The following is a 21,035-nucleotide window of genomic DNA, read 5'->3' on the forward strand; positions in this document are numbered from 1 at the left end:
GTGGGTGTCGCGGGAAGGTCCTGAACGACGAGCACCGTCTCGTTCACGGACGATCGACCATGGTCCGTACACGATCGTGTATCTGCGCCGCGCGCTTGAGAACGGCACAGCCCGGTTCGGCAGCGTAGCGACCTGCCGCGCCGCCGATCTGGATGGGTCAGCCTCGCTCGCTTACGTCCGCCCGCAGGACTCAATGCGCTCATCCGCGACCGCGACCCGCGTTGCCGAGCACGAGGGCGGCAAGCAGCCGGCCGATATAGCGCAGGCACAATTCCTGGTGGATCGCCGCGGCGGCGTCGCTGCTGGCGACGATGGCGCGAACCGCTTCAGCGCGGGCGCGCGCGGCGTGATAATCGGCGTCGTGGTCGTGGTACATGCGCGATCTCCTCGCGCTCTCCTTGGCCTCCCCGCCTCTCGCCGGCATGTCGACGATGTTGCGCCGGCGTCATCATTGTCGCGCGGCTGAGCATTTGTCGCGGCACGCGCGTGACGAAAGGTTGCGCGACGGAACCCATCGCCTCGCGCGTCATTGGAGCGGGCATCCCACAGCACAGGAAGTTGATCCATGCGTAAGATCCTCCTCTCCACCCTGCTCGTCGCCGGCGCGGTGAGCATGTCAGCCTGTTCGACGCTGCGCGGCGCGGCGATCGGCGGCGCGGGCGGCGCCGGTGTCGCGGCGGCGACGGGCAAGAGCGTCGAGAAGGGCGCGGCGGTTGGTGGCGTCGGCGGCGCGGTCGTCGGCACCGTGGTCGACTGAGACCGATCCATACGGTGAGAACGGGGAGATGTCAGCCGCGGGCATCGTGTTGATGTTCGAGCTGAACGTCTCCCCATCTCGCGATGATCAGGCGGACGATCGCGCGGCCAGGTCGCGAAGCAGGTCGGCCCGAACACGATCCTTCGGTCGACCGAACAGGTCGAACATCGATTCCAACTCCGATAGCTGGGGCACGTGAACGCTGCCGACCGACTGCCGCGTGACCGGTCGCACGGCTATCCATTCCCCCGCCGAGCAGACGCGGAGCCCCGCCATCAGCTCGATCGGCAGCGTGGCACCTTCCAGTCGAGCGAACGGGCACGAGCGGAAGCGTTCGCCGGGCGCACCGATCACCACGTTACCGCGCCACGCCGCGATCACGTCATGTGCGTCCCGCGGGCTGAGCAGCACGTCGATGTCGGCCACCGACGTCGCGGCCCTGTGCAACCATGCCGCCGCGCTGCCGATCACCCACCAGGGATCGCGCGCGCCGCGTAGCGTCGTCGCCACCTCGTCCAGCGCGGCGGCGAGCGGCGACATGCGCCTCAGTCGCCGGTCAAGATGCGATCGACCAGCTGCTGCACCGTCGGCACGAAGCCGTTCGAGTAGAAGGGATCACGCTTGAAATTATAAGCGGCGTGGCCGGCGAACATCAGGTTCTGGTCAGTGTCGCCGCCATGCGCGATGTCCTGCAGCGTCTTCTGGATGCAGAAGCTGCGCGGGTCGGCGAGGCGGCCGGTCGAGTTGGTCTCGGTGTCGGCCCAGCTCGAGAACAGGCACTGGCTGAGACAGCCCATGCAATCGGCCTGATCCTTGCGGATATCGGCCTTCTCCCCGGGTGAGACGAAGACGAGCGTGTTATCGGGGGTCTTGAGCGCGTCGGTGTAGCCTTCGCCGAACCACTGCCGCGCACGCAGCAGATCGTTCCGCGTCACCCAGAAGTTCTTGCCCTTCACGCCGACGTCGAGCTGGAAGACGTGGTCGCCCGCCTCCTGCGTCGAGAAGGCGATCTGGCGCTCCGACCGCGCCTCGAGCGAGCGCAGGAAGGGGTTGCGTACGGCCGACGAGTAGAAGCCGGTCGGTGAGAAGCGGTGTAGCAGCACCTCGCCCTCCTCGATCTCCAGCAGCTTGGCCTTCCAAGCCTCGGGGATCGGGCTCTCGCGCGTCAGCAGCGGGCGCGTGCCGTATTGAAAGGCGATCGCGCCGAGCTCGGGATTGTCGATCCAGTCGTTCCAGTCGCGCAGGTACCAGACGCCACCCGCCATGACGATCGGCGTGCTGTCGGGGATGCCGCCCTCGCGCATCGTCTCACGCAACGCCTTCACGCGCGGATACGGATCTTCCGGCTTGAGCGGGTCCTCGGCGTTGGACAGGCCATTGTGGCCACCGGCGAGCCAGGGATCCTCGTAGACCACCGCGGCGAGCCACTCGCTGGCCTTGGAATAGGCGCGCTTCCACAAAGCGCGGAAGGCACGGCCCGAGCTGACGATCGGCAGGTAGCTGACGTTGTAGGACGCGGCGATCTCGCTGAGCTTGTACGGCATGCCCGCGCCGCAGGTGACGCCTGCGACCAGCCCGCGGGTGCGCTCCAGCACCCCGTGGAGCACGCGCGGCGCGCCGCCCATCTCCCACAGCACGTTGATGTTGATCGCGCCCTTACCGCCCGCGATCTCCCAGGCGCGCTGCACCTGCTGCACCGCGCCCTCGATCGCATAGGCGATCAGTTCCTCGTGGCGTTCGCGCCGGGTGAGTGCGCGATAGACCTGCGGGATGATCTTGCCGTCGGGATCGTAGCTGTCAGCGTTGACCGCGGAGACGGTACCGATCCCGCCCGCCGCGGCCCAAGCCCCGGCCGAGGCGTGGTTGGTCGCGGCGACGCCCTTGCCACCTTCCACCAGCGGCCACACCTCGCGGCCTCCATAGACGATCGGCTTCAGCCCCTTGAACACGCTCTTCCCACTTCCATCACTGACGTAGCGCGCGTCCGTATAAAGCAATCGGGCGGGAGCGCGACAAAATTGCGACTCAACCGAGACAAGTGGGTCGCCCCGCGACCTCGGCGTAGAGCGCGGCGTAGCGGGCGATCATGTCGATTTCGTCGAACTCGGCGCGAGCCTTGGCACGGTTCGCGGCGCCGATGCGCTCGCGCAGCGCGGGATCGCCGGCGAGCGTCTGGATCGCGTCGCGCAGGCGCACCTCGCCGGGGTGCTCGGTGACGAAGGGCAGGTTCTCGGGCGCGACCATCTCGGCGACGTCGCCGACTGGCGGGCTCACCACCGGCAGCCCCGCCGCCATCGCCTCGACCACGCTGGTCGGCGACTGCTCGCTCGTCGACGACAAGGCGAGCAGGTCGAACAGCCCCATGTACGGGTACGGTCGCTCGACCGCGCCGGTGAGCACGACCCGATCGTCGATGCCCATCGCCAGCGCCGCGCGCTCGACCGCGGCGCGTTCGGGCCCGTCGCCGACGATGACGAGGCGAAAGCGGGCCGACAGACCGCCCACCGCGCGCACCAGCGCGGGCAGGTCCTTGTGCGGCAGCAGCGCGCCGACCGCGCCGATCGCGAGCTCGCGCTCGTGGCGGACGAAGCCGGGAAGCGCGCGCGGGTCGGGTCGCTCGGCATAGAGCGCAGTGGCGACGCCGTTGCCGATGCGATGGACTCGCGCGCGCGGCTGCTTCCACGTCTCAAGCGCGATGCGCTCCAGCGCGCGGCTCGGCACCACCAGCGCGTGCGCGGCGGACAGCGCGAGGCGGCGGTAGATCGTGCGGTCGCGGCGCAGCCCGCCGGCCTCGGCGCCGACGAAGCCGTCCTCATGGTGGATCACCGGCGGAAGCCCGCGCGCGAACACCCGCCGCGCCATCACCGCGTCGATCGCGGTCCAGTCGTAGGTGAGAACGAGATCGTGGCCGCGCATCAGCTTCGCCAGCGCCTCGTAGCGCCCGAGCGAGGGTTTGCCGGCGAGCGGCAGCACCTCCTGCGCGATCTCGTATCGAACACCTTTGCCGATACGATGCCGCGCCGTCAGCCGCGTGGCGTCAGCGACCATCAGTCGATGCCGCGCTCGATCGCCGAACGCGGTCATCAACCGCGCCACGCGCGCACCACGTGCGTCGAGATCGAAGCTCGGCAGGACATGCAGAAACGAGAGCGGCTGTGGCATGGTGGCCACATAGCGGCGCGAAAGCACGCGCGCATCATCTTGGCGGCGATTTTCACGCGATTCTCGTGCTTAAGGTAAATGGCGAGAGACCTGGCCCGTGCCGTCGCTCGCGGAACCAAGGGAGTTCTTTCTATGCTGAAGTCGATCATCGCCGCCGGCAGCGCGCTCGCGCTCACCGCGACCCCGGCGCTCGCCGCCGCCAACCCCGCCGCCTCGCTGTCGGTCGCCAAGTCGGCCCGCGCGTCGTCCGCTGGCAAGGGCAAGAGCGAGCTCGCCGGCCCCGGTGCGATCGTCGGCCTGGTGCTGGCCGCCGCGGTCGTGGTCGCCGGCGTGATCATCGCGGTCGATGACGGCGACGATTCGGACAGCAACTGAGCCGTCTGCCGGCACCGCCCCGCGCGGTGCCGGCCACGTCGGCGCGGTCAGCCGATCGCCCGCTTCGGCACGTGCGTGATCCGGCACGCCAGGTCCGCTTCCCCGCTCGCCACCACCCAGTGATCGCCGCCGTCGGCGATGCCCGTGGTGAAGACGACATTGTCCAGGTACATCTGCTCTTTCAGTGGCTCGGTCAGCGCCGGCGCCGGCTCCAGCAGCGCGTCATCGCTGGTGGCGAGCGTGCGCGACGGGTCGTCGCGATCCAGCAGCGTCCAATAGGTGCGGTAGATACCGACGACGCCCGAGGGCTCGACGCCGTGCCACAAGGTCAGCCAGCCCTCCTGACCGTTGACCGTCGTCAGCACCGGCGGCGCCCCTCCCCCCATGCGCGCGGTCGCCATCGTCTTGGCGTGCGGCCGGATACCGGGAGCGTCGAGCGGCTTCCAGTGGAGCGTGTCGGGCGACGTGGCGAGGTTGATCGACGGCCCCGCGCGCCACTCGCTGTCGGGCGGATAAGCGAAGTACAAATCGCCGAGTGGCCGCGTCTGCGCCCAGAACGCACCGCGCACCTTTCCCTCGAAGATCAGCATGTCCTTGTTCTGATGGTCGAGCACGATGCCCTCGAGCTTCCAGTCGAGCGCGTCGTCGCTGGTGTAGAGCGTGGTGCAGTGGCGCTCCGGACTGACCGAGCAGCTCGTCATGTAATAGCGCCCGTCGACGCGGCTGATCCGCGCGTCCTCGACGCCGTAGCATTGGTAGGCGGCGCGCGGCGCGATCGCCCGGTCGTAGTGGACCGTCTGCACGCGCGTGCCGTTCGCGTCGAGCTCGACCGGCAGCAGCCAGGAGAGCGAGGTCAGCGCCATCACCTTCCAGCCGCCGCCGCGCATCATGAACTTGCGCGGGTCGGAGGTGTCGACCAGCGACAGCGGCCAGGCGTCGAGCACGTAGCGGTCGCCGTCCCAGCGGATGGCGTGGATCTGCTGGTCGCGCACGGGATGACGCAGCGCCTCGGCGACTCGCACCATCAGCAGCAGATTGCCGTTGGCCAGCCGCGTCATGCCGGGGTTGAAGGCGCCGAGCACATAGGTCTCGGCGTCGAGATGCCCGGCCAGCGGGGAACGCGACAGGTCAACGTCGCCGGGGCCGAACACCAGGGAGTCGTGAGAGAAGTCGGTGGCCATGGCGGTCAGTCTCCATCCTGCACGCGCGGGCTGATCGTCAGCCGCTGGACCACCGCGCGGCGCGGCTGAGTGAGCAGGTAGTGCACGCCCACCGCGATGTCCTCGGCGCGCAGCATCTTCTCCTCGCCGATCATCTCCCGCTGCTTCTCAGGCGGGATGTCGGGCAGCTGCATGTCCGAGCCGGTGAGGCCCGGCTCGACCAGCGCGACGCGCACGCCCCTGGGTCCGAGCTCGCGCCGCAGCGCGATCGAGAAGCCTTGCAGCCCACTCTTGATCCCGGCGTAAACGGTGGAGTGCGGCCCGAGCACATAGGCGCTGGTCGAGCCGATCATCACCACGTCGCCCTCCGTCATGTCGCGCGCGGCGCGCTGGGTCAGCAGCAGATAGTGCGTGAAGTTGAGCGCGATCGCGTGTTGCAGCGCGGCCTCGTCCATCTCGGTCACGCCGCTCGCGGCCTCGGCGGCGTTGGCCACGACCAGGTCATAGCCGCCGAGCGCCAGACTCGCGGCGTCCACGGCGCCGCCGACCTGGTCGGGACGACTGAGATCGAACAGGCCGCCGTCGCCCGCACCGACCTCGCGCACGCGCGCCAGCGCGTCGTCGAGGTGCGCCTGATCGGTGCCGACGAGGTAAACGTGCGCGCCCTCCGCGGCGAGCAGCACGGCAATCGCTCGGCCGATCCCGGTGGTGCCGCCGGTGACGATCGCACGCCGCCCCTTGAGCGTCGTCTGCGCGCAATGCGCGTCACTGATCCCGGTCATGCTGGTCCTCTCGCTCACCCCGACCGAGCGAGACGAACCGCTAGCGCGCGGGTTCCGCGGTCGCGGCGAGCAGTCGATCGATCGCGGGCATGAGCCCCGGCTCGTCGAGCAGCGGGGCGTGTCCCACGCCCGGCACCGTCACCAGCTCGGCGCGCGGCAGCGCCGAGACCATGCGGCGCGCGGTGGCGTCGCTCAGGATGTCGCTGCGCTCCCCGCGCGCGACCACCACGGGTACGTCGCCCAGCGTCGCCCAGGCGCGCCACAGGTCGGGCCCAGCCTCGCCGCCGGGCAGCCGGAACGGCTCGGCGATCTTGAGGTCATAGTCGAGCACGATCCGCCCCGCGCTGTTGAGCCGATAGAGCCGCTTGGCCATTGCCAGCCACTGGTCGATGCGCCAGCCGGGATAGACATCGGCGTTCGCCTCCTGCAGCCCGCGCGCGGCGTGGAGCCAGGTGGGATAAACGCTGGGCCTGCCGACATAGCCGCGGATGCGCGCCAGCCCGCCGGGCTCGATCGCCGGCCCGATGTCGTTGAGCAGCGCGCCGGCGATGCGCCCCGGCAGCATGCCCGCGAGCAGCGTCGTCACGATGCCACCGAGCGACGTTCCCACGGCGACGACGCGCTCCAGCTGCTGGTCGGCGAGCAGCGCCACCACGTCCTGCGCGTAGGTCAGGGGCACATAGGTCATCGGGTCCTTGGCGTAGCCGCTCTCGCCGCGGCCGCGGAACTCGACCGCGAGCACGCGCCGCCGCCCGCCCAGCGCGGCGACCAGCGGCTCGAAGTCGCGGACGTTGCGGGTCAGGCCCGGCAGGCACAGCAGCGGCGGGGCGGCGTCGAACGCCGGGCCGGGATAGTCGCGCGCGTGCAGCCGCAGTCCGTCAGCGGACCACCAGTAGACGTCGCGAAATCCTGCCATGCTTGCTTCCCCGCTTCCGCGCCCCCCATATCCACGCATGCCCTTCGACCCGCAAGCATATCGCCCCGAGCGCCGGATCCTGTCGCTCGGCGAGCCCTTCTACGATCCCGTCCGAGCCGCGAATTTCCCGGAGACTCGGCTGCGCTTCCGCAACGATCGCGCCGCGGCCGAAGTCGGGCTGAACGGCCTCGACGACGATGAGTGGATCGCGCATCTCAGCCGCTTCGCGCCGCTGCCGGACAACCTGGAGCAGCCGCTGGCGCTACGCTACCACGGGCACCAGTTCCGCGCGTACAACCCCGATCTCGGCGACGGTCGCGGCTTCACCTTCGCCCAACTGCGCGACCGCGACGGGCGGCTGCTCGATCTCGGCACCAAGGGATCGGGGCAGACGCCGTGGAGCCGTTTCGGCGACGGCCGGCTGACGCTCAAGGGCGGGGTGCGCGAGGTGCTCGCGAGCGAGATGCTCGAGGCGCTCGGCGTGCCGACGTCGCGCAGCTTCTCGCTGATCGAGACGGGCGAGGCGCTGGAGCGCAACGACGAACCTTCGCCGACGCGCGCGGCGGTGCTGGTGCGGTTGAGCCATGGACATATCCGCATCGGTACCTTCCAGCGGCTCGCCTACCACCACGAGGAGGACGCCATGCGGCGGCTCGTGCGGTACATGCTGACCGAGCTGTACGATGAACCCGGCGATGACCCTGTGCGGCTGCTCGAACTGGTGGTGGCACGCACCGCGGTGCTGGCGGCGCGCTACATGGCGGCGGGGTTCGTCCACGGCGTGCTCAATTCGGACAACATCAACGTCACCGGCGAGAGCTTCGATTATGGCCCGTGGCGCTTCGCGCCGACGTGGGACCCGGGCTTCACCGCGGCCTATTTCGACTATGGCGGTCTATACGCCTTCGGTCGTCAGCCCGAGGCGATCCTGTGGGACGTGATGCAGCTTGCCTCCTCACTGCGGCTGATCGCGGAGAGCGATCCGCTGGTGGCGGCGCTCGACCGGTTCGCGGAGGCGTATCAGCCCGCGGTGGCGGAGGCGCTGCTGTGGCGGATGGGGCGCGCGCCGCTCGGTCCGGCGAGCGACCGCGCGCTGGTGCAGGCGGTCGAGCGCGCGCTGCGCGCGAGCGGCGTCGGGCTCGACCGCTTCTTCTTCGACGTGTTCGCGCAGGAGCTGCCGGAAAGCTACGGCGCCGAGTGGGACGCGGTGCGCGCGGCGCTGGCGGACCACGCGCCACGCACGTCGCGCGACCATGCGTACTGGCGTGGGGAGCCGTGCGCGGTGCTGATCGACGAGGTCGAGGCGATCTGGGCACCGATCGCCGAGCGCGACGACTGGGGCGCGTTCGCGGCCAAGCTGGCGGCGATACGGCAGATGGCCGAGGCGCTGGGGTGAGACTCGGCGTGGGCGTCGCTTAGTGCTCCCGCATGCGCAGAAACATCGGCCGTACAAGCCCGCCCCGTCCTCGAGCGTCGTCCTGAACTCGTCTCGGAATCCACCAAGCCGCGAACACCGCGTCGTCCGTCCCGGCCGCTCGTGGATTCGGAGACGAGCTCGGGATGACGGCGGCAGAGCAGGGCGTGCGCCTTCCCCGCACCCGATTGGCAAGATACGCAAAGTGCGCGAAGAGAGCGGCATGGCAGAACTGATCTCGTACGAGCCCGCCACCGGCGCCGAGCTCTGGCGCGGCCCGACGAGCGACGTCGATCAGGAGGTCGCCGCGGCGCGCGACGGCTTCGTGCCCTGGGCGGCGCGCTCGCTCTCCTTCCGCATCGAGACGCTCCGCCGCTTCGCCAACGTGGTGCGCCAGCGCGCCGACACCTTCACCGAGGTGATCGCGCGCGAGACCGGCAAGCCTTTGTGGGAGGCGCGCACCGAGGTCGACAGCGTCGTCGCCAAGGTCGACATCTCGGTCACCGCCTACGCCGAGCGCACCGCGCAGCGCCGCATGGACGCGCCGATGAACAGCCGCATGGCGCTGCGCCACAAGCCGCACGGCGTGCTCGCGGTGCTGGGCCCGTACAATTTCCCGGCGCACCTGCCGAACGGCCACATCGTCCCGGCACTGATCGCGGGCAATGCGGTCGTGTTCAAACCGTCCGAGAAGACCCCGGCGACGGGCCTGTTCCTGATCGAGTGCCTGCACGCCGCGGGCGTGCCGACGGAGACGATGCGCCTGGTGATCGGCGGGCCGGCCGAGGGGCGCGCACTCGCGGCGCATCCCGACATCGACGGGCTGCTGTTCACCGGCTCGGCGCGCACCGGCATCGCGCTTAACCGCGCCTTCGCCGAGAAGCCCGAGAAGATCCTCGCGCTCGAGATGGGCGGCAACAACCCGATCTTGGTGTGGGACACCCCCGACCTGCACACCGCCGCGGTGTTGGTCGCGCAGTCGGCCTTCACCACCGCGGGACAGCGCTGTACCGCGGCACGGCGGCTGATCGTGCAGGACACTCTGTACGACGGCCTGCTCGCGGAGCTGACCAAACTGACCAACCGACTGATCGTCGGCGCGCCGCACGACGAGCCGCAGCCCTTCATGGGCCCCGTGATCGACAATGACACCGCCGATGGGCTGAGCGAGAGTTTCCTCGCGCTGATGATGAAGGGCGGTCGCCCGGTCCGCCATATGGCACGCCCCGATCCCGAGCGACCGTTCCTCACCCCCGGCATCATCGACGTCACCGACGTGGCCGAGCGGCCCGACATGGAGCTGTTCGGCCCGCTGCTCCAGGTCGTCCGCGTCGACGATTTTGACGCCGCGATCGCCGAGGCCAATGCCACGCGTTACGGCCTGTCCGCCTCGCTGATCAGCCAGACGCCTGCACTGTTCGACCGCTTCTGGGCCGGCGCGCGCGCCGGCATCGTCAACTGGAACAAGCCCACCAACGGCGCCTCCTCCTCGGCGCCGTTCGGCGGCATCGGCTGGTCGGGCAACCATCGACCGAGCGCCTATTACGCAGCGGATTACTGCGCCTATCCGGTGGTCTCGAACGAGGCCGAGGCGGCGCGCGCCTCGATCGGCATCGGCCTCGCCGACGGCTGAGCACCCGCCGGCCCTCGACAGTCCCGGGCGCGCCGGGCATCAGCGCGCGCGAACAGGGAGATAGATGATGCCCAGCGGATTGGTCGCGTTGCTCGACGACGTGGCGGGCCTGACCCGGCTCGCCGCCGCCTCGCTCGATGACGTCGGCGCCGCCGCCGCCAAGGCCGGCACCAAGGCGGCGGGCGTGGTCGTCGACGATACCGCGGTGACGCCGCGTTACGTCACCGGCCTGTCCCCGCAGCGCGAGCTGCCGATCATCGGCAAGATCGCGCTGGGGTCCTTGCGCAACAAGATCGTCTTCCTGCTGCCGATCGCGATCGGGCTGAGCGCCTGGGCGCCCTGGGCAATCACGCCGCTGCTGATGCTGGGCGGCGGCTACCTGTGCTTCGAGGGCGCCGAGAAAGTCATCGAGGCGCTCTCGGGCCAGCACCATGACGACACCGCCGACGCCGCGACGGACCCGGCGGAACTCGAGCGTCAGAAGGTCTCGGGCGCGATCCGCACCGACTTCATCCTCTCCGCCGAGATCATGGCGATCGCACTCGGCGAAGTCTCCGACACGCCCCTGCTGACGCAGGCGATCACGCTGGCGGTGGTGGCGGTGGCAATCACCGCCGGCGTCTACGGCGTGGTGGCGCTGATCGTGAAGGCGGACGACGTAGGGTTGCACCTCGCTAAGAGCGCGTCCTCGCCGCTGCGCGCGATCGGGCGCGGGCTGGTCAAGGGCGTGCCGGTGCTGATGCGCTGGCTCGCGGTGATCGGCACCGCGGCGATGTTGTGGGTCGGCGGCGGCATCCTGCTCCATGGCGCGGAGACGCTCGGGTGGCGCGCGCCGCAGCACCTCGTCCACCTTCTCGCCGAGCGGGTCGAGCACGGCGCGCCGGCGCTGGGGGCGGTGCTCGGCTGGCTGCTCACCGCGACGCTGTCGGGCGTGGTCGGGCTCGCGGTCGGCGGCGCGATCGCGGGACTGCTCCATCTCTTCCATCGCGGCGACCCGGCGGCGCACTGAGCCGCGCGCGCCGACGCCGACGCCGGCGCTTCACCGTTTCGCCCGGTCGCGCTAAGGCGACCGGCATGACCGACCCCAGCACCCTCCCCTATCGGCCCTGCGCGGGCGTGATGCTGCTTAACCGCGACGGCAACGTGTTCGTCGGGCAGCGGCTCGATAACGTGCTGGAGGCCTGGCAGATGCCGCAAGGCGGGATCGATCCGGGCGAGGACGCGCAGGCCGCGGCGACGCGCGAACTGTGGGAGGAGACCGGCGTCACCGCGGACAAGGTGACGCTGATCGCCGAGGCGCCGCAGGAATTCTATTACGACCTGCCGCCGGAGATGATCGGGAAGGTGTGGAAGGGAAAGTATCGCGGCCAGCGCCAGCGCTGGTTCCTGTTCCGCTTCGACGGCACCGACTCCGACATCCGCATCGACACGCCGCATCCCGAGTTCCGCGCCTGGCGCTGGGCCGAGCCGGCGGACCTGCCGTCGCTCATCGTGCCGTTCAAGCAGCAGCTGTACCGCGACGTGCTGCACGCCTTCGCGGCCCACCTCAATCTGCCGGGCTGACGCCCGGCTGGCCTCGCGCCGCCGACCCCGCTAGGCTGCCCGCCATGGGGGAACTCACGAGAGGGGAGAGCGGCGCGGTCGAGCGGCTCGACGCGGCGCGGATGCTGGCACGGGTCGAGCGCTGGTGCGCGATCAACAGCGGCACGCGCAACCTGGCGGGGTGCTCCGCGATGGCCGAGGCGCTCGCCGACGCCTTCGCCGCGCTGCCGGGCGAGGTGACGCTGGTCGAGCCCGGCGCGGCGGAGAGCGTCGGCGCCGACGGCAGCGTCGCTGCGCTGGCGCACGGCCACCACCTGCGCGCGACGGTGCGACCCGAGGCACCGGTGCGGCTGCTCCTCACCGGCCATCTCGACACCGTCTATCCGGTGGATCATCCGTTTCAGACACTGACCTGGCGCGAGCCGGGCGTGCTCAACGGCCCCGGCGTGGCCGACATGAAGGGCGGCCTCGCGCTGATGCTCGAGGCGCTGCTCGCGGTGGAGGCGGAAGGAGCGCGCTTCGGCTATGATGTGGTGATCAACTCTGACGAGGAGACCGGCTCCTTCTCCTCGGCGGCGCTGCTCGCCGAGGCGGCGCGCGGCAAGGTCGCCGCGCTCACCTACGAGCCGGCGCTGCCCGACGGCACGCTGGCGGGCGCGCGCGGCGGCACCGGCAATTTCTCGATCGTGGTGCGCGGTCGCGCGGCGCACGCCGGACGCAACCCGACCGACGGGCGCAACGCCGTGGTGGCGGCGAGTGCGCTGGCGCTGCGGCTCCATGCCGAGCGCTCGCCGCGGCTGGCGGTCAACCCGGCGCGGATCGACGGCGGTGGGCCGAACAACGTCGTGCCCGATCTCGCCGTGCTGCGCGTCAACTTCCGCCCCGCCGACGCGGGCGAGATCGCGCGCGCGCAGGCGCTGGTCGAGCGGGCCGCGGCGGAGGTGGCGGCGGTGCACGAGGTGTCGGTGGAGGTGCACGGCGGCTTCAACCGTCCGCCCAAGCCGATCGACGCGGGTGCGGCCCGGCTGTTCGAGCTGGTGCGCGCGAGCGGCGCCGACCTCGGCCAGGCGATCGCCTGGCGCGATACCGGCGGCGTGTGCGACGGCAACAACATCGCCGCCTGCGGCGTCCCCGTGGTCGACACGATGGGCGCGCGCGGCGGCGCGATCCACTCGGCGGAGGAATATCTGATCGTCGACAGCCTGAGCGAGCGCGCCGCGCTGTCCGCGGTGACGATGCTGCGGATCGCCGAGGGAGCGCTGGCATGACCTTCGTGATCCGCGCCGCGCAGCCGGGCGACCTACCCCACCTGTACGAGATGGCGAAGCTGACCGGCGGCGGCTTCACCAACCTGCCCCCCGACCGCACCGCGCTGGGCGCCAAGCTGACGCGCTGCGCCGAGGCGTTCGGGCGCGACGATGCGACGCTGCGCGACGAACTGTTCGTCCTGATGCTGGAGAACACCGCCACCGGCGACGTGCGCGGGACGTGCCAGCTGATCACGCACGTCGGGCAGAAGCATCCCTTCTACAGCTATCGCATCGGCACGCTGACGCAGCACAGCCGCGAGCTGGAGCGTACCTTCCGCGCCGAGATGCTGACGCTCACCACCGACCTGGAGGGGGCGAGCGAAGTCGGCGGCCTGTTCCTCCATCCCGGCGAGCGCGCCGGCGGGCTCGGGCTGCTGCTCGCGCGCAGCCGCTACCTCTTCATTCGCGCGCACCGGCAGCGCTTCGCCGAGCGGACGTTGGCCGAGCTGCGCGGCGTGATCGACGAGGCGGGCGGATCGCCGTTCTGGGACGGGCTGGCCGGGCGCTTCTTCGGCATGAGCTTCCAGCAGGCCGACGAGTTCAACGCGATCAACGGCCACCAGTTCATCGCCGACCTGATGCCCAAGCACCCGATCTACACCGCGATGCTGACCGACGGCGCGCGTGCCGCCATCGGCCTGCCCCACCCGTCCGGTCGCGCCGCGATGCGGATGCTCGAGCACGAGGGGTTCGCCTTCGAGAATTACGTCGACATCTTCGACGGCGGGCCGACCATGACGGCGCGTACCGACCAGATCCGCACCGTCCGTGATGCGCGCGACGCCGAACTGGTGACGATCGACGGAGCTGGCGACTCGGCCGCGAGCGGGACGGAGGCGCTGGTCGCGACCGGGCGGCTCGGAGCGTTCCGCTGCGCCTACGGCGCGGTCCGGGAGGTCGAGGGCGGGGTCGCGCTCGATCGCGCATGTGCCGCCGCGCTGGCGATCGAGCCGGGCGCGACGGTGAGCTGGATCGGACGGATATGACGGTGCTGCGCGAGATCAACTTCGACGGCATCGTCGGGCCGAGCCACAATTACGCCGGGCTCAGCCCCGGCAACCTCGCCGCCACCGCCAATGCGGGCGCGGTGGCGCACCCGCGCGCCGCGGCGCTGCAGGGCGTGGCGAAGATGCGCGCCAATCTCGCGCTCGGGCTCATACAGGGCGTGCTGCTGCCGCACCCCCGCCCCGATCACGACTGGCTCGCCGCGCTCCACACCGATTACGCCGCGGCGGCGCCGTTCCTGCGCGCGCGCGCGCTGTCCGCCTCGGCGATGTGGGCCGCCAATGCCGCGACCGTCTCGCCGGCGGCCGACACCGGCGACGGTCGCTGCCATCTCACCGTCGCCAACCTGGTGACGATGCCGCATCGCAGCCACGAGTGGCCCGCGACGCTGGCACAGCTGCGGCTCGCCTTCGCGCACCCGGCCTTCGCGGTGCACGCGCCGATCCCGGCGCCCTTCGGGGACGAGGGCGCCGCCAATCACATGCGGCTGTGCGCCCACCATGGGGCGCCCGGCGTCGAGCTGTTCGTCTACGGCGCCACGGGCGGCCCCTTCCCCGCGCGCCAACACCTGGAGGCGAGCCGCGCGGTGGCGCGCGCGCACCGGCTCGACCCCGCGCGCACCCTGTTCGTCGAGCAGGCCGAGGCGGCGATCGCGGCCGGCGCCTTCCACAACGACGTCGTCGCGGTGGCGAACGAGCGCGTGCTACTGGCGCACGAGCAGGCCTTCGCCGATCGCGCCGGTGTGCAGCGGGCGCTCACCGCGCTGCTGCCCGAGGCGGAGATCGTCGAGGTGCCCGCCGCCGAGGTGACGCTGGAGGACGCGATCGGCTCCTACCTGTTCAACGCGCAGCTGGTGACGCCTCCCGACGGCGCGACGACGCTGGTCGTGCCCGAGGAAGCGCGCGCCAACCCGCGCGTCTGGGGCTGGGTGCAGCGCCATCTCGCCGGCAATGGCGCGATCCGCCGCGTCGAGGTGGTCGACGTCCGCGAGTCGATGGCGAACGGCGGCGGGCCGGCGTGCCTGCGGCTGCGCGTCGCGTGCGATCCAGCGACGGTCGACCCGCGCTTCCTCGTCGACTCGGACCGGCTCGACACGGTCGCGGCGGTGATCGAGCGTTGCTGGCCCGAGTCGATCGCGCCCGACTCGATCGGGGACCCGCGGCTGATCGCGCAGGTCGAGACGGCGCGGCGCGCGTTGCTGGAGGTGCTGGGGCTGGAGGAGCTGGAGTGAGGTGGCCGCCACTCGGCATGCTGCTTGCGCCGTGCCCGGCGACGGCCGGGGCCGAGTCGGGTGGCACCCGTGAGCTTCACCGCCGCCTTGCTAGCTGGGCCCCGACCTTCGCCGGCGCACGATCAGCATATAGGCTATGCACCTTGTCGCCTCATCTTTGCGCTTGATTGACCTTCGACCTTTATGAGCCACGCGTGACCCGCCGCACACCGCCACGATCCCGAAGCGCACCCGCCCGCCCCTCCCTGTGGCGCCGCTTCAAGCGCCTGTTCGCGGTCAAGACCAAGTTCGAAGCCTTTCTCGTGATCTACGCGCTCGCCACCGGGGCGGTAGAGCGCGGCTTCGGCTATGTTCATCGCCTGCCTGGCGCGCGCGGCTGGCTGATGTTTGCCGCTTGCACCGGGGTGGTCTTCATCGCCGGCGGCAAGATACTCGATGCGGTGGAACGCGACGAGCACGACCGCGAAGCCGGTCTTGATATGTTGTAACATTGCGCTAGAGGGGTGGTTATAGTCGGAGTCGTTCATGAAGAAGATCCTCCTCGCCGCGGTCGCGCTTTCGCCGCTCGCCTCTCCCGCCGCGCTCAGACCAACCCCTTGCCTGCCGCCCCGAGCGAGGCCGATGCGAGCGGCGGTGCCGGTACCACCCGCCAGCGCGATCCGCACCGCTCCGACGACGTGATCGTCACCGCGCCGATCCGCCAGAGCGAGTCGGACGTGCTGCAAGGCACCTCGGTCTTGACCGGCAGGGAGCTGACCCGCGAGCTTCGCCCGACGATCGGCGAGACACTCGCGCGCCTTCCCGGCGTCTCCGCCACCTCCTTCGGCCCGAGCGCCTCGCGCCCGATCCTTCGCGGCTTCCAGGGTGACCGCATCCGCGTGCTGACCGACGGCATCGGCTCGATCGACGTCTCGAACACTTCGGTCGACCATGCCGTTGTGATCGATCCGCTGCTGGCCGAGCGGGTCGAGGTGCTGCGTGGCCCCTCGGCCTTGCTGTACGGCTCGTCGGCGATCGGCGGCGTAGTCAACGTCGTGGACCGTCGCATCCCGCGCGCCATCCCCGAGAACGGCTATCGCGCCGACGCGATTGGCAGCTACGGCAGCGCCGCCGACGAGCGCTCGGTCGGCGCCGCGGCGGACGCGCAGGTCGCCGGGCCGCTCGTGCTCCACGTCGACGGCTCCTACCTGAAGAGCGACGACCTGCGTACCGGGCGCGGCTATCTGCTGTCGCCCCAGGCGCGCGCCGCTGCGCTGAGCCAGGTCGGTCTGCCGCAGGACAGCGACGAGCCGATCGACTTCGCCGCCTCGGCCGGGCTGCGTGACCGGCTCCCCAACTCGGCCGCGGAGACCTGGACCACAGGGGTCGGCGCCTCGATCATCACCGACACGGGCAACTTGGGCGTGTCCTACAGCCACTATGACAGCCTGTACGGCGTGCCGATCCGCTATGCCACCGAGGTCGGCCAGGAGCAGGAGGCGCCGCGGCTCAGCGTCGTCCAGAACCGGGTCGACCTGCGCGGCGAGGTGCAGACCGGCGGCGGCTTCCTCGATCGCATCCGCGTCCGCGTCGGCCACGCCACCTATCGCCACTTCGAGCTGGAGGAGGACGGCAGCGTCGGCACCGCCTTCTACAACAACGGCCTCGAGGGCCGGCTCGAGCTGGTGCAGGCCAATCGCGGCGGTTTGCAAGGCGCCAGCGGCGTGCAGTTTTTCAACCGCCAGTTCAACGTGGCGGGTGATGAGGCCTTCCTGCCGCGCAACGAGACCAACCAGGTCGGCCTCTTCACGCTGCAGCAGGTGTCGCTCGGCGGCTTCCGCGCCGAGGGCGGCCTGCGTTACGAGGCCACCGACCTTGCCGCGCGCGCGCCCGGCGTGGACACGCGCTTCTTCAACGGCACCCGCTCGTTCGACGCGCTGTCCGGGTCGCTCGGCGCCTCCTACGAGGTCGCGCCCGACGTGCGCATCGGGCTCAACGGCTCGCACACCGAGCGCGCCCCCTCCGCCGAGGAGCTGTTCGCCAACGGGCCGCACGCCGGCACCCAGGCCTATGAGCTCGGCAGTCCCGACTTCAGGCTGGAGAAATCCTGGGGCCTGGAGGCGACGCTGCACGCGCACGGCGACGGCTTCAGCCTCGACGCCTCGGCCTATTACAACTGGTTCAGCAACTATATCTCGGAGAACCAGGTCGACCAGTCGGTCTGTCTGGCCCGCTCGGACGATGTCGACCTGCCCTGCTTCCAATATCAGCAGCAGGACGCGCGCTATTACGGCTTCGAGGCGGATGCCTCGCTGCGGCTGGCGCAGGTGGGCGGCTATACAATCAACGCCGACCTGCTCGGCGACTATGTCCGCGCCAATATCGTCGACCAGGGGCCGGTGCCGCGCATCCCGCCCGCGCGCGTGCTCGGCGGCGTCGAGGCGCAGGGCGAGCGGCTCGGCGGACGGGTCGAGGTGGAGCATGTCTTCCCGCAGAACCGCACCGCCGCGTTCGAGACGCGCACCGACGATTACACGATGACGAACGCGTCGCTGTCCTTCCATCCCTTCGGCAGCGCCAGCGACCGCACCAGCATCCTGCTGTCGGCGAACAACATCTTCGACGTACTCGCGCGGCGCCACTCGAGCTTCCTCAAGGACTTCGCCCCGCTCGCCGGACGCGACGTGCGGGTGACGCTCAAGGTCGGGATCTGAGTCGGCGGGCGCGCCGGCGTGCCCCTGCGAAGCCGGGAGCCCAGCGCCACGAGCAACCCGCTTGTGGCCCTGGGCCCCGGCCCGCGTCGATCAACGGGGAAGATCGTCGCGCGGTCGCTCGTTGAGCGCGACCAGTGTCGCGCCGCCGCGCTCGTCGAGTGCCAGCGTCGTCACCGAGCCCGGATCGCAGCCGAGCTGGAACATTCGCTCGAACCCTAGCCCGAGCCAGTGCGCCACCACGCCGCGAATGATGTCGCAGTGGGTGACGCACAGCGTCGTCCCCTCGCCGACAGCGGCGAGGAAACCGGTCGCGCGCGCCACTGCCTCGCCCATCGTCTCGCCGCCGGGGCAACGCGCGCTGCCGCGCTCCGCGTTCCACTGCTGCCAGTCGGGATCGTCTGCCAGCGAGGCGAAGTCACGGCCGGTGAAAGCACCGAAGTCGATCTCGTCGAGCGCCGGAGCATGGACCACGTCGATCCCGTGAGACTGCGCCACCGCCGCCGCGGTCTCGACCGTACGTCGGCGCGGGCTGGCGCGGATCGCGCTCACGTCGACGCCAGCGAGGTGACGCGCGAGCGCGGCCGCTTCATCATGTCCGCGCGTGCTCAGCGCGATCTCCGATCGGCCGCTGAGCACATGGCCGACCTCGGCATGGCTACCGTGGCGGGCGAGCAGCAGAAGGCGTGTCATGCCGCACGTTTACCACGACTCGCGCAAACCATAGGAAAATTTCGGTTGCGCAATAAGTTAGGGAACCAAGCTAAGTAGAAGATGTTCCTCTCCCTGTAACCAAGCGGCAACGTGGCCGCTTGTCGTTGATCTCGATCAGTCGGTCCGGGGCGGCCCCAATGATCGAGCGAGTGGGAGGGTGGAAATGGAGACGGTTCTCATCACCGGCGGCGCCGGGTTCATCGGTCGCTTCGTCGCCGACGAACTGCTCGCTCGCGGCAACAAGGTGCGCGTGCTCGACAGCCTGATCGAGCAGGTGCACGGCGATGTCGAACGCCCCCCGCTCCTCAACGACGAGGTCGAGCTGATCCGCGGCGACGTGCGCAACGGCGACGTCGTGACCAAGGCGCTCGACGGGGTCGACAGCGTCATCCATCTCGCCGCCGAGGTGGGCGTCGGCCAGTCGATGTACGAGGTCGAGCGCTACACCTCGACCAACGACGTCGGCACCGCGGTGCTGTTCGAGAAGCTGATCGACCGGCCGGTACGCCGCGTCGTCACGGCGTCGTCGATGTCGATCTACGGCGAGGGGCTGTACCGCGACGCCGACGGTGCGCTGGTGCAGGACGCCGAGCGCAAGGGATTGCGCGACGGGCTCAGCAACTGGGAGCCGGTCGACGCGCAGGGGCGCCCGCTCGCCCCCGTCGCGACCCCTGAGTGGAAGCAGCCGAATCTCGCCTCGATTTACGCGCTCAACAAATACGTCCAGGAGCGCACCACGCACATCATGGCAGCGCCCTACGGCATCGAGGGCGTCTGCCTGCGGCTGTTCAACGTCTACGGCCCCGGTCAGGCGCTCTCCAATCCCTATACCGGCGTGCTCGCGATCTTCGCCTCGCGCCTGCTCAACGGTCAGAAGCCGATGATCTTCGAGGACGGCGAGCAGCGCCGCGACTTCGTCCATGTTTCCGACGTGGCGCGCGCCTTCGCCGACGCGCTGGTGCTGCCGCAGGCGGTGGGCGGCACGTTCAACATCGGCTCCGGCCACGACCGCTCGGTCACCGAGGTCGCCACCGAACTGGCACGCGCGATGGGCAAGAACGATCTCACCCCCGAGATCGTCGGCAAGGCGCGCATCGGCGACATTCGACATTGCTTCTGCGACACGTCGCTGGCGCAGGACAAGCTGGGCTTCGCGGCGACGCAGGACTTCACCCAGGGTCTCGCCGAGCTGGCCGAATGGGTCGCGCAACAGACCGCGGTCGACAAGGTCGCGACGATGCGCGCCGAGCTCGAGAAGCGCGGGCTGGTGGCATGACGACGCCGATCCTCGTCACCGGCGGGGCCGGCTTCATCGGCTCCAACCTCGTCGACCGGCTCGCCGACGACGGGCATGACGTCACCGTCTATGACGCACTCGCTCGCGCTGGGGTCGAGCGCAATCTGGCCTGGCTCCAAGAGCGCCACGGCCAGCGCGTCCGCTTCGTCCACGCCGACGTGCGCGACACCGCGCGCCTCGCCGACGAGGTGGCGCGGTCGCGCGCCGTCTTCCATTTCGCGGCGCAGGTGGCGGTGACGACCAGCCTCCACGACCCGGCGGACGATTTCTCGACCAACATTACCGCCACCTTCCAGCTGCTCGAGGCGCTGCGCACGCGAGCGCCGCACGTGCCGCTGATCTTCGCCTCGACCAACAAGGTGTACGGCGATCTCGCCGACCTCGACTTCGCACTCGAGGACCGCGCCTATGTCCCGACCGACGCCGACGTGCGCGCGCACGGCATCGGCGAGGCGCGCGCGCTCGACTTCCACACGCCCTACGGCGTGTCTAAGGGCGCGGCGGACCAATATGTGCTCGATTACGCCCGCAGCTTCGGGCTGAAGACCTGTGTCTTCCGGATGAGCTGCATCTACGGCCAGCGCCAGATGGGCACCGAGGACCAGGGCTGGGTCGCGCACTTCCTGATTCGCGCGCTCAATGGACAATCGATCACGCTCTATGGCGACGGCCATCAGGTGCGCGATATCCTCGACGTGCGCGACGCGGTGAACGCCTATGTCGCGGCGTGGCAGCGGATCGATCAGGTCGCGGGGCGCGCGTTCAACCTCGGCGGTGGGCCCGCCAACGCGGTCAGTCTGCGTCGGCTGCTCGACCATATCGCCGCGCTGATCGGCCGCCCCGTCGACCTGCGCCTGTCCGACTGGCGGGCGGGCGACCAGCGCTATTTCGTCGCCGACGCGCGCGCCGCGATCGGCGCGCTCGATCTGCCGGCACGGCGCGACTGGCGCGACGGCGTGGCGGCGCTGGCCGACTGGCTCCAGGCGCAGCGCGACGAGAGCGGCGCCAGCGCACCGCGGATCGAGGTCGCGGCGTGACACGACGATT

At 70.4% G+C, this 21,035-nt stretch carries 21 protein-coding genes; 13 read left to right on the forward strand and 8 right to left on the reverse strand.

Translation table 11 applies throughout. From position 1 onward, the window contains the following. Positions 1-199 precede the first annotated feature (199 nt). Positions 200-376: a hypothetical protein gene (locus FHY03_RS14220; protein ID WP_183931465.1), complete on the reverse strand. Its 177-nt coding sequence runs from the start codon at positions 374-376 to the stop codon at positions 200-202. Positions 377-565: 189 nt separating this feature from the next. Between FHY03_RS14220 and FHY03_RS14225 the strand changes: the two genes are divergently transcribed. After that, positions 566-757 carry a hypothetical protein gene (locus FHY03_RS14225; protein ID WP_183931466.1) on the forward strand — a complete coding sequence of 64 codons (192 nt, stop codon included), beginning with the start codon at positions 566-568 and terminating at the stop codon, positions 755-757. Positions 758-844: 87 nt separating this feature from the next. On the opposite strand, the gene FHY03_RS14230 is transcribed toward FHY03_RS14225, so the two are convergent. The 3 genes from FHY03_RS14230 to FHY03_RS14240 all read right to left on the reverse strand — a co-directional run bounded on the left by FHY03_RS14230 (position 845) and on the right by FHY03_RS14240 (position 3,919). Beyond that, entirely contained in the window at positions 845-1,297 is a 453-nt protein-coding gene (locus tag FHY03_RS14230; protein ID WP_183931467.1) for a hypothetical protein, read from the reverse strand. A gap of 5 nt (positions 1,298-1,302) precedes the next feature. Continuing rightward, positions 1,303-2,706: a nitronate monooxygenase gene (locus tag FHY03_RS14235; RefSeq protein WP_183919675.1), complete on the reverse strand. Its 1,404-nt coding sequence runs from the start codon at positions 2,704-2,706 to the stop codon at positions 1,303-1,305. 76 nt (positions 2,707-2,782) lie between these two features. Next, a complete protein-coding gene (locus tag FHY03_RS14240) occupies positions 2,783-3,919 on the reverse strand; it encodes a glycosyltransferase (RefSeq protein ID WP_183931468.1) in 1,137 nt (378 codons plus the stop codon). A 132-nt stretch (positions 3,920-4,051) separates the two neighbouring features. Between FHY03_RS14240 and FHY03_RS14245 the strand changes: the two genes are divergently transcribed. Further along, positions 4,052-4,294, forward strand: coding sequence for a hypothetical protein (locus FHY03_RS14245; RefSeq protein WP_183919671.1), 243 nt, complete (start codon positions 4,052-4,054; stop codon positions 4,292-4,294). A 47-nt stretch (positions 4,295-4,341) separates the two neighbouring features. Here FHY03_RS14245 and FHY03_RS14250 read toward each other — a convergent pair whose 3' ends face one another. Genes FHY03_RS14250 through FHY03_RS14260 form a run of 3 tightly spaced genes read right to left on the reverse strand, consistent with a single transcriptional unit; the run spans position 4,342 to position 7,152 of the window. After that, a complete protein-coding gene (locus FHY03_RS14250) occupies positions 4,342-5,475 on the reverse strand; it encodes a glycosidase (protein WP_183931469.1) in 1,134 nt (377 codons plus the stop codon). 5 nt (positions 5,476-5,480) lie between these two features. Further along, positions 5,481-6,236: an SDR family oxidoreductase gene (locus tag FHY03_RS14255; protein WP_183919666.1), complete on the reverse strand. Its 756-nt coding sequence runs from the start codon at positions 6,234-6,236 to the stop codon at positions 5,481-5,483. A gap of 40 nt (positions 6,237-6,276) precedes the next feature. Next, positions 6,277-7,152 carry an alpha/beta fold hydrolase gene (locus FHY03_RS14260; RefSeq protein ID WP_183931470.1) on the reverse strand — a complete coding sequence of 292 codons (876 nt, stop codon included), beginning with the start codon at positions 7,150-7,152 and terminating at the stop codon, positions 6,277-6,279. A 37-nt stretch (positions 7,153-7,189) separates the two neighbouring features. Here FHY03_RS14260 and FHY03_RS14265 point away from each other — a divergent pair, with 37 nt between their 5' ends. The 9 genes from FHY03_RS14265 to FHY03_RS14305 all read left to right on the forward strand — a co-directional run bounded on the left by FHY03_RS14265 (position 7,190) and on the right by FHY03_RS14305 (position 17,980). Next, the gene (locus FHY03_RS14265) at positions 7,190-8,548 is read left to right on the forward strand and encodes a protein adenylyltransferase SelO family protein (protein WP_183931471.1); all 1,359 of its coding nucleotides are present in this window, start codon (positions 7,190-7,192) and stop codon (positions 8,546-8,548) included. Positions 8,549-8,789: 241 nt separating this feature from the next. Beyond that, positions 8,790-10,199, forward strand: a complete 1,410-nt coding sequence (gene astD / locus FHY03_RS14270) for a succinylglutamate-semialdehyde dehydrogenase (protein ID WP_183931472.1) — start codon at positions 8,790-8,792, stop codon at positions 10,197-10,199. A gap of 67 nt (positions 10,200-10,266) precedes the next feature. After that, positions 10,267-11,208: a DUF808 domain-containing protein gene (locus tag FHY03_RS14275; protein ID WP_183919659.1), complete on the forward strand. Its 942-nt coding sequence runs from the start codon at positions 10,267-10,269 to the stop codon at positions 11,206-11,208. A gap of 65 nt (positions 11,209-11,273) precedes the next feature. Beyond that, the gene (locus FHY03_RS14280) at positions 11,274-11,762 is read left to right on the forward strand and encodes an RNA pyrophosphohydrolase (protein ID WP_183919657.1); all 489 of its coding nucleotides are present in this window, start codon (positions 11,274-11,276) and stop codon (positions 11,760-11,762) included. A gap of 44 nt (positions 11,763-11,806) precedes the next feature. Then, the gene (locus FHY03_RS14285; protein WP_183931473.1) at positions 11,807-13,009 is read left to right on the forward strand and encodes a hydrolase; all 1,203 of its coding nucleotides are present in this window, start codon (positions 11,807-11,809) and stop codon (positions 13,007-13,009) included. After that, positions 13,006-14,037: an arginine N-succinyltransferase gene (locus FHY03_RS14290; protein ID WP_183919653.1), complete on the forward strand. Its 1,032-nt coding sequence runs from the start codon at positions 13,006-13,008 to the stop codon at positions 14,035-14,037. The genes FHY03_RS14285 and FHY03_RS14290 overlap by 4 nt, the downstream gene beginning before the upstream one ends. Next, positions 14,034-15,287: an N-succinylarginine dihydrolase gene (locus FHY03_RS14295; RefSeq protein WP_183919651.1), complete on the forward strand. Its 1,254-nt coding sequence runs from the start codon at positions 14,034-14,036 to the stop codon at positions 15,285-15,287. Before FHY03_RS14290 ends, FHY03_RS14295 begins: the two co-directional genes overlap by 4 nt. A gap of 245 nt (positions 15,288-15,532) precedes the next feature. Beyond that, entirely contained in the window at positions 15,533-15,775 is a 243-nt protein-coding gene (locus tag FHY03_RS14300) for a hypothetical protein (RefSeq protein ID WP_183921363.1), read from the forward strand. A gap of 108 nt (positions 15,776-15,883) precedes the next feature. Then, complete coding sequence (locus FHY03_RS14305) at positions 15,884-17,980, forward strand: TonB-dependent receptor domain-containing protein (RefSeq protein WP_183931474.1); 2,097 nt, start codon at positions 15,884-15,886, stop codon at positions 17,978-17,980. Positions 17,981-18,070: 90 nt separating this feature from the next. On the opposite strand, the gene FHY03_RS14310 is transcribed toward FHY03_RS14305, so the two are convergent. Next, complete coding sequence (locus FHY03_RS14310; RefSeq protein WP_183931475.1) at positions 18,071-18,670, reverse strand: histidine phosphatase family protein; 600 nt, start codon at positions 18,668-18,670, stop codon at positions 18,071-18,073. A 184-nt stretch (positions 18,671-18,854) separates the two neighbouring features. Here FHY03_RS14310 and FHY03_RS14315 point away from each other — a divergent pair, with 184 nt between their 5' ends. Further along, positions 18,855-19,967, forward strand: a complete 1,113-nt coding sequence (locus FHY03_RS14315) for an NAD-dependent epimerase/dehydratase family protein (protein ID WP_183919646.1) — start codon at positions 18,855-18,857, stop codon at positions 19,965-19,967. Beyond that, positions 19,964-21,025: an SDR family NAD(P)-dependent oxidoreductase gene (locus FHY03_RS14320; protein ID WP_183931476.1), complete on the forward strand. Its 1,062-nt coding sequence runs from the start codon at positions 19,964-19,966 to the stop codon at positions 21,023-21,025. Before FHY03_RS14315 ends, FHY03_RS14320 begins: the two co-directional genes overlap by 4 nt. Positions 21,026-21,035: the final 10 nt, after the last annotated feature.

The organism is Sphingomonas sp. BK345, assembly GCF_014193845.1.
Taxonomy (GTDB): domain Bacteria; phylum Pseudomonadota; class Alphaproteobacteria; order Sphingomonadales; family Sphingomonadaceae; genus Sphingomonas.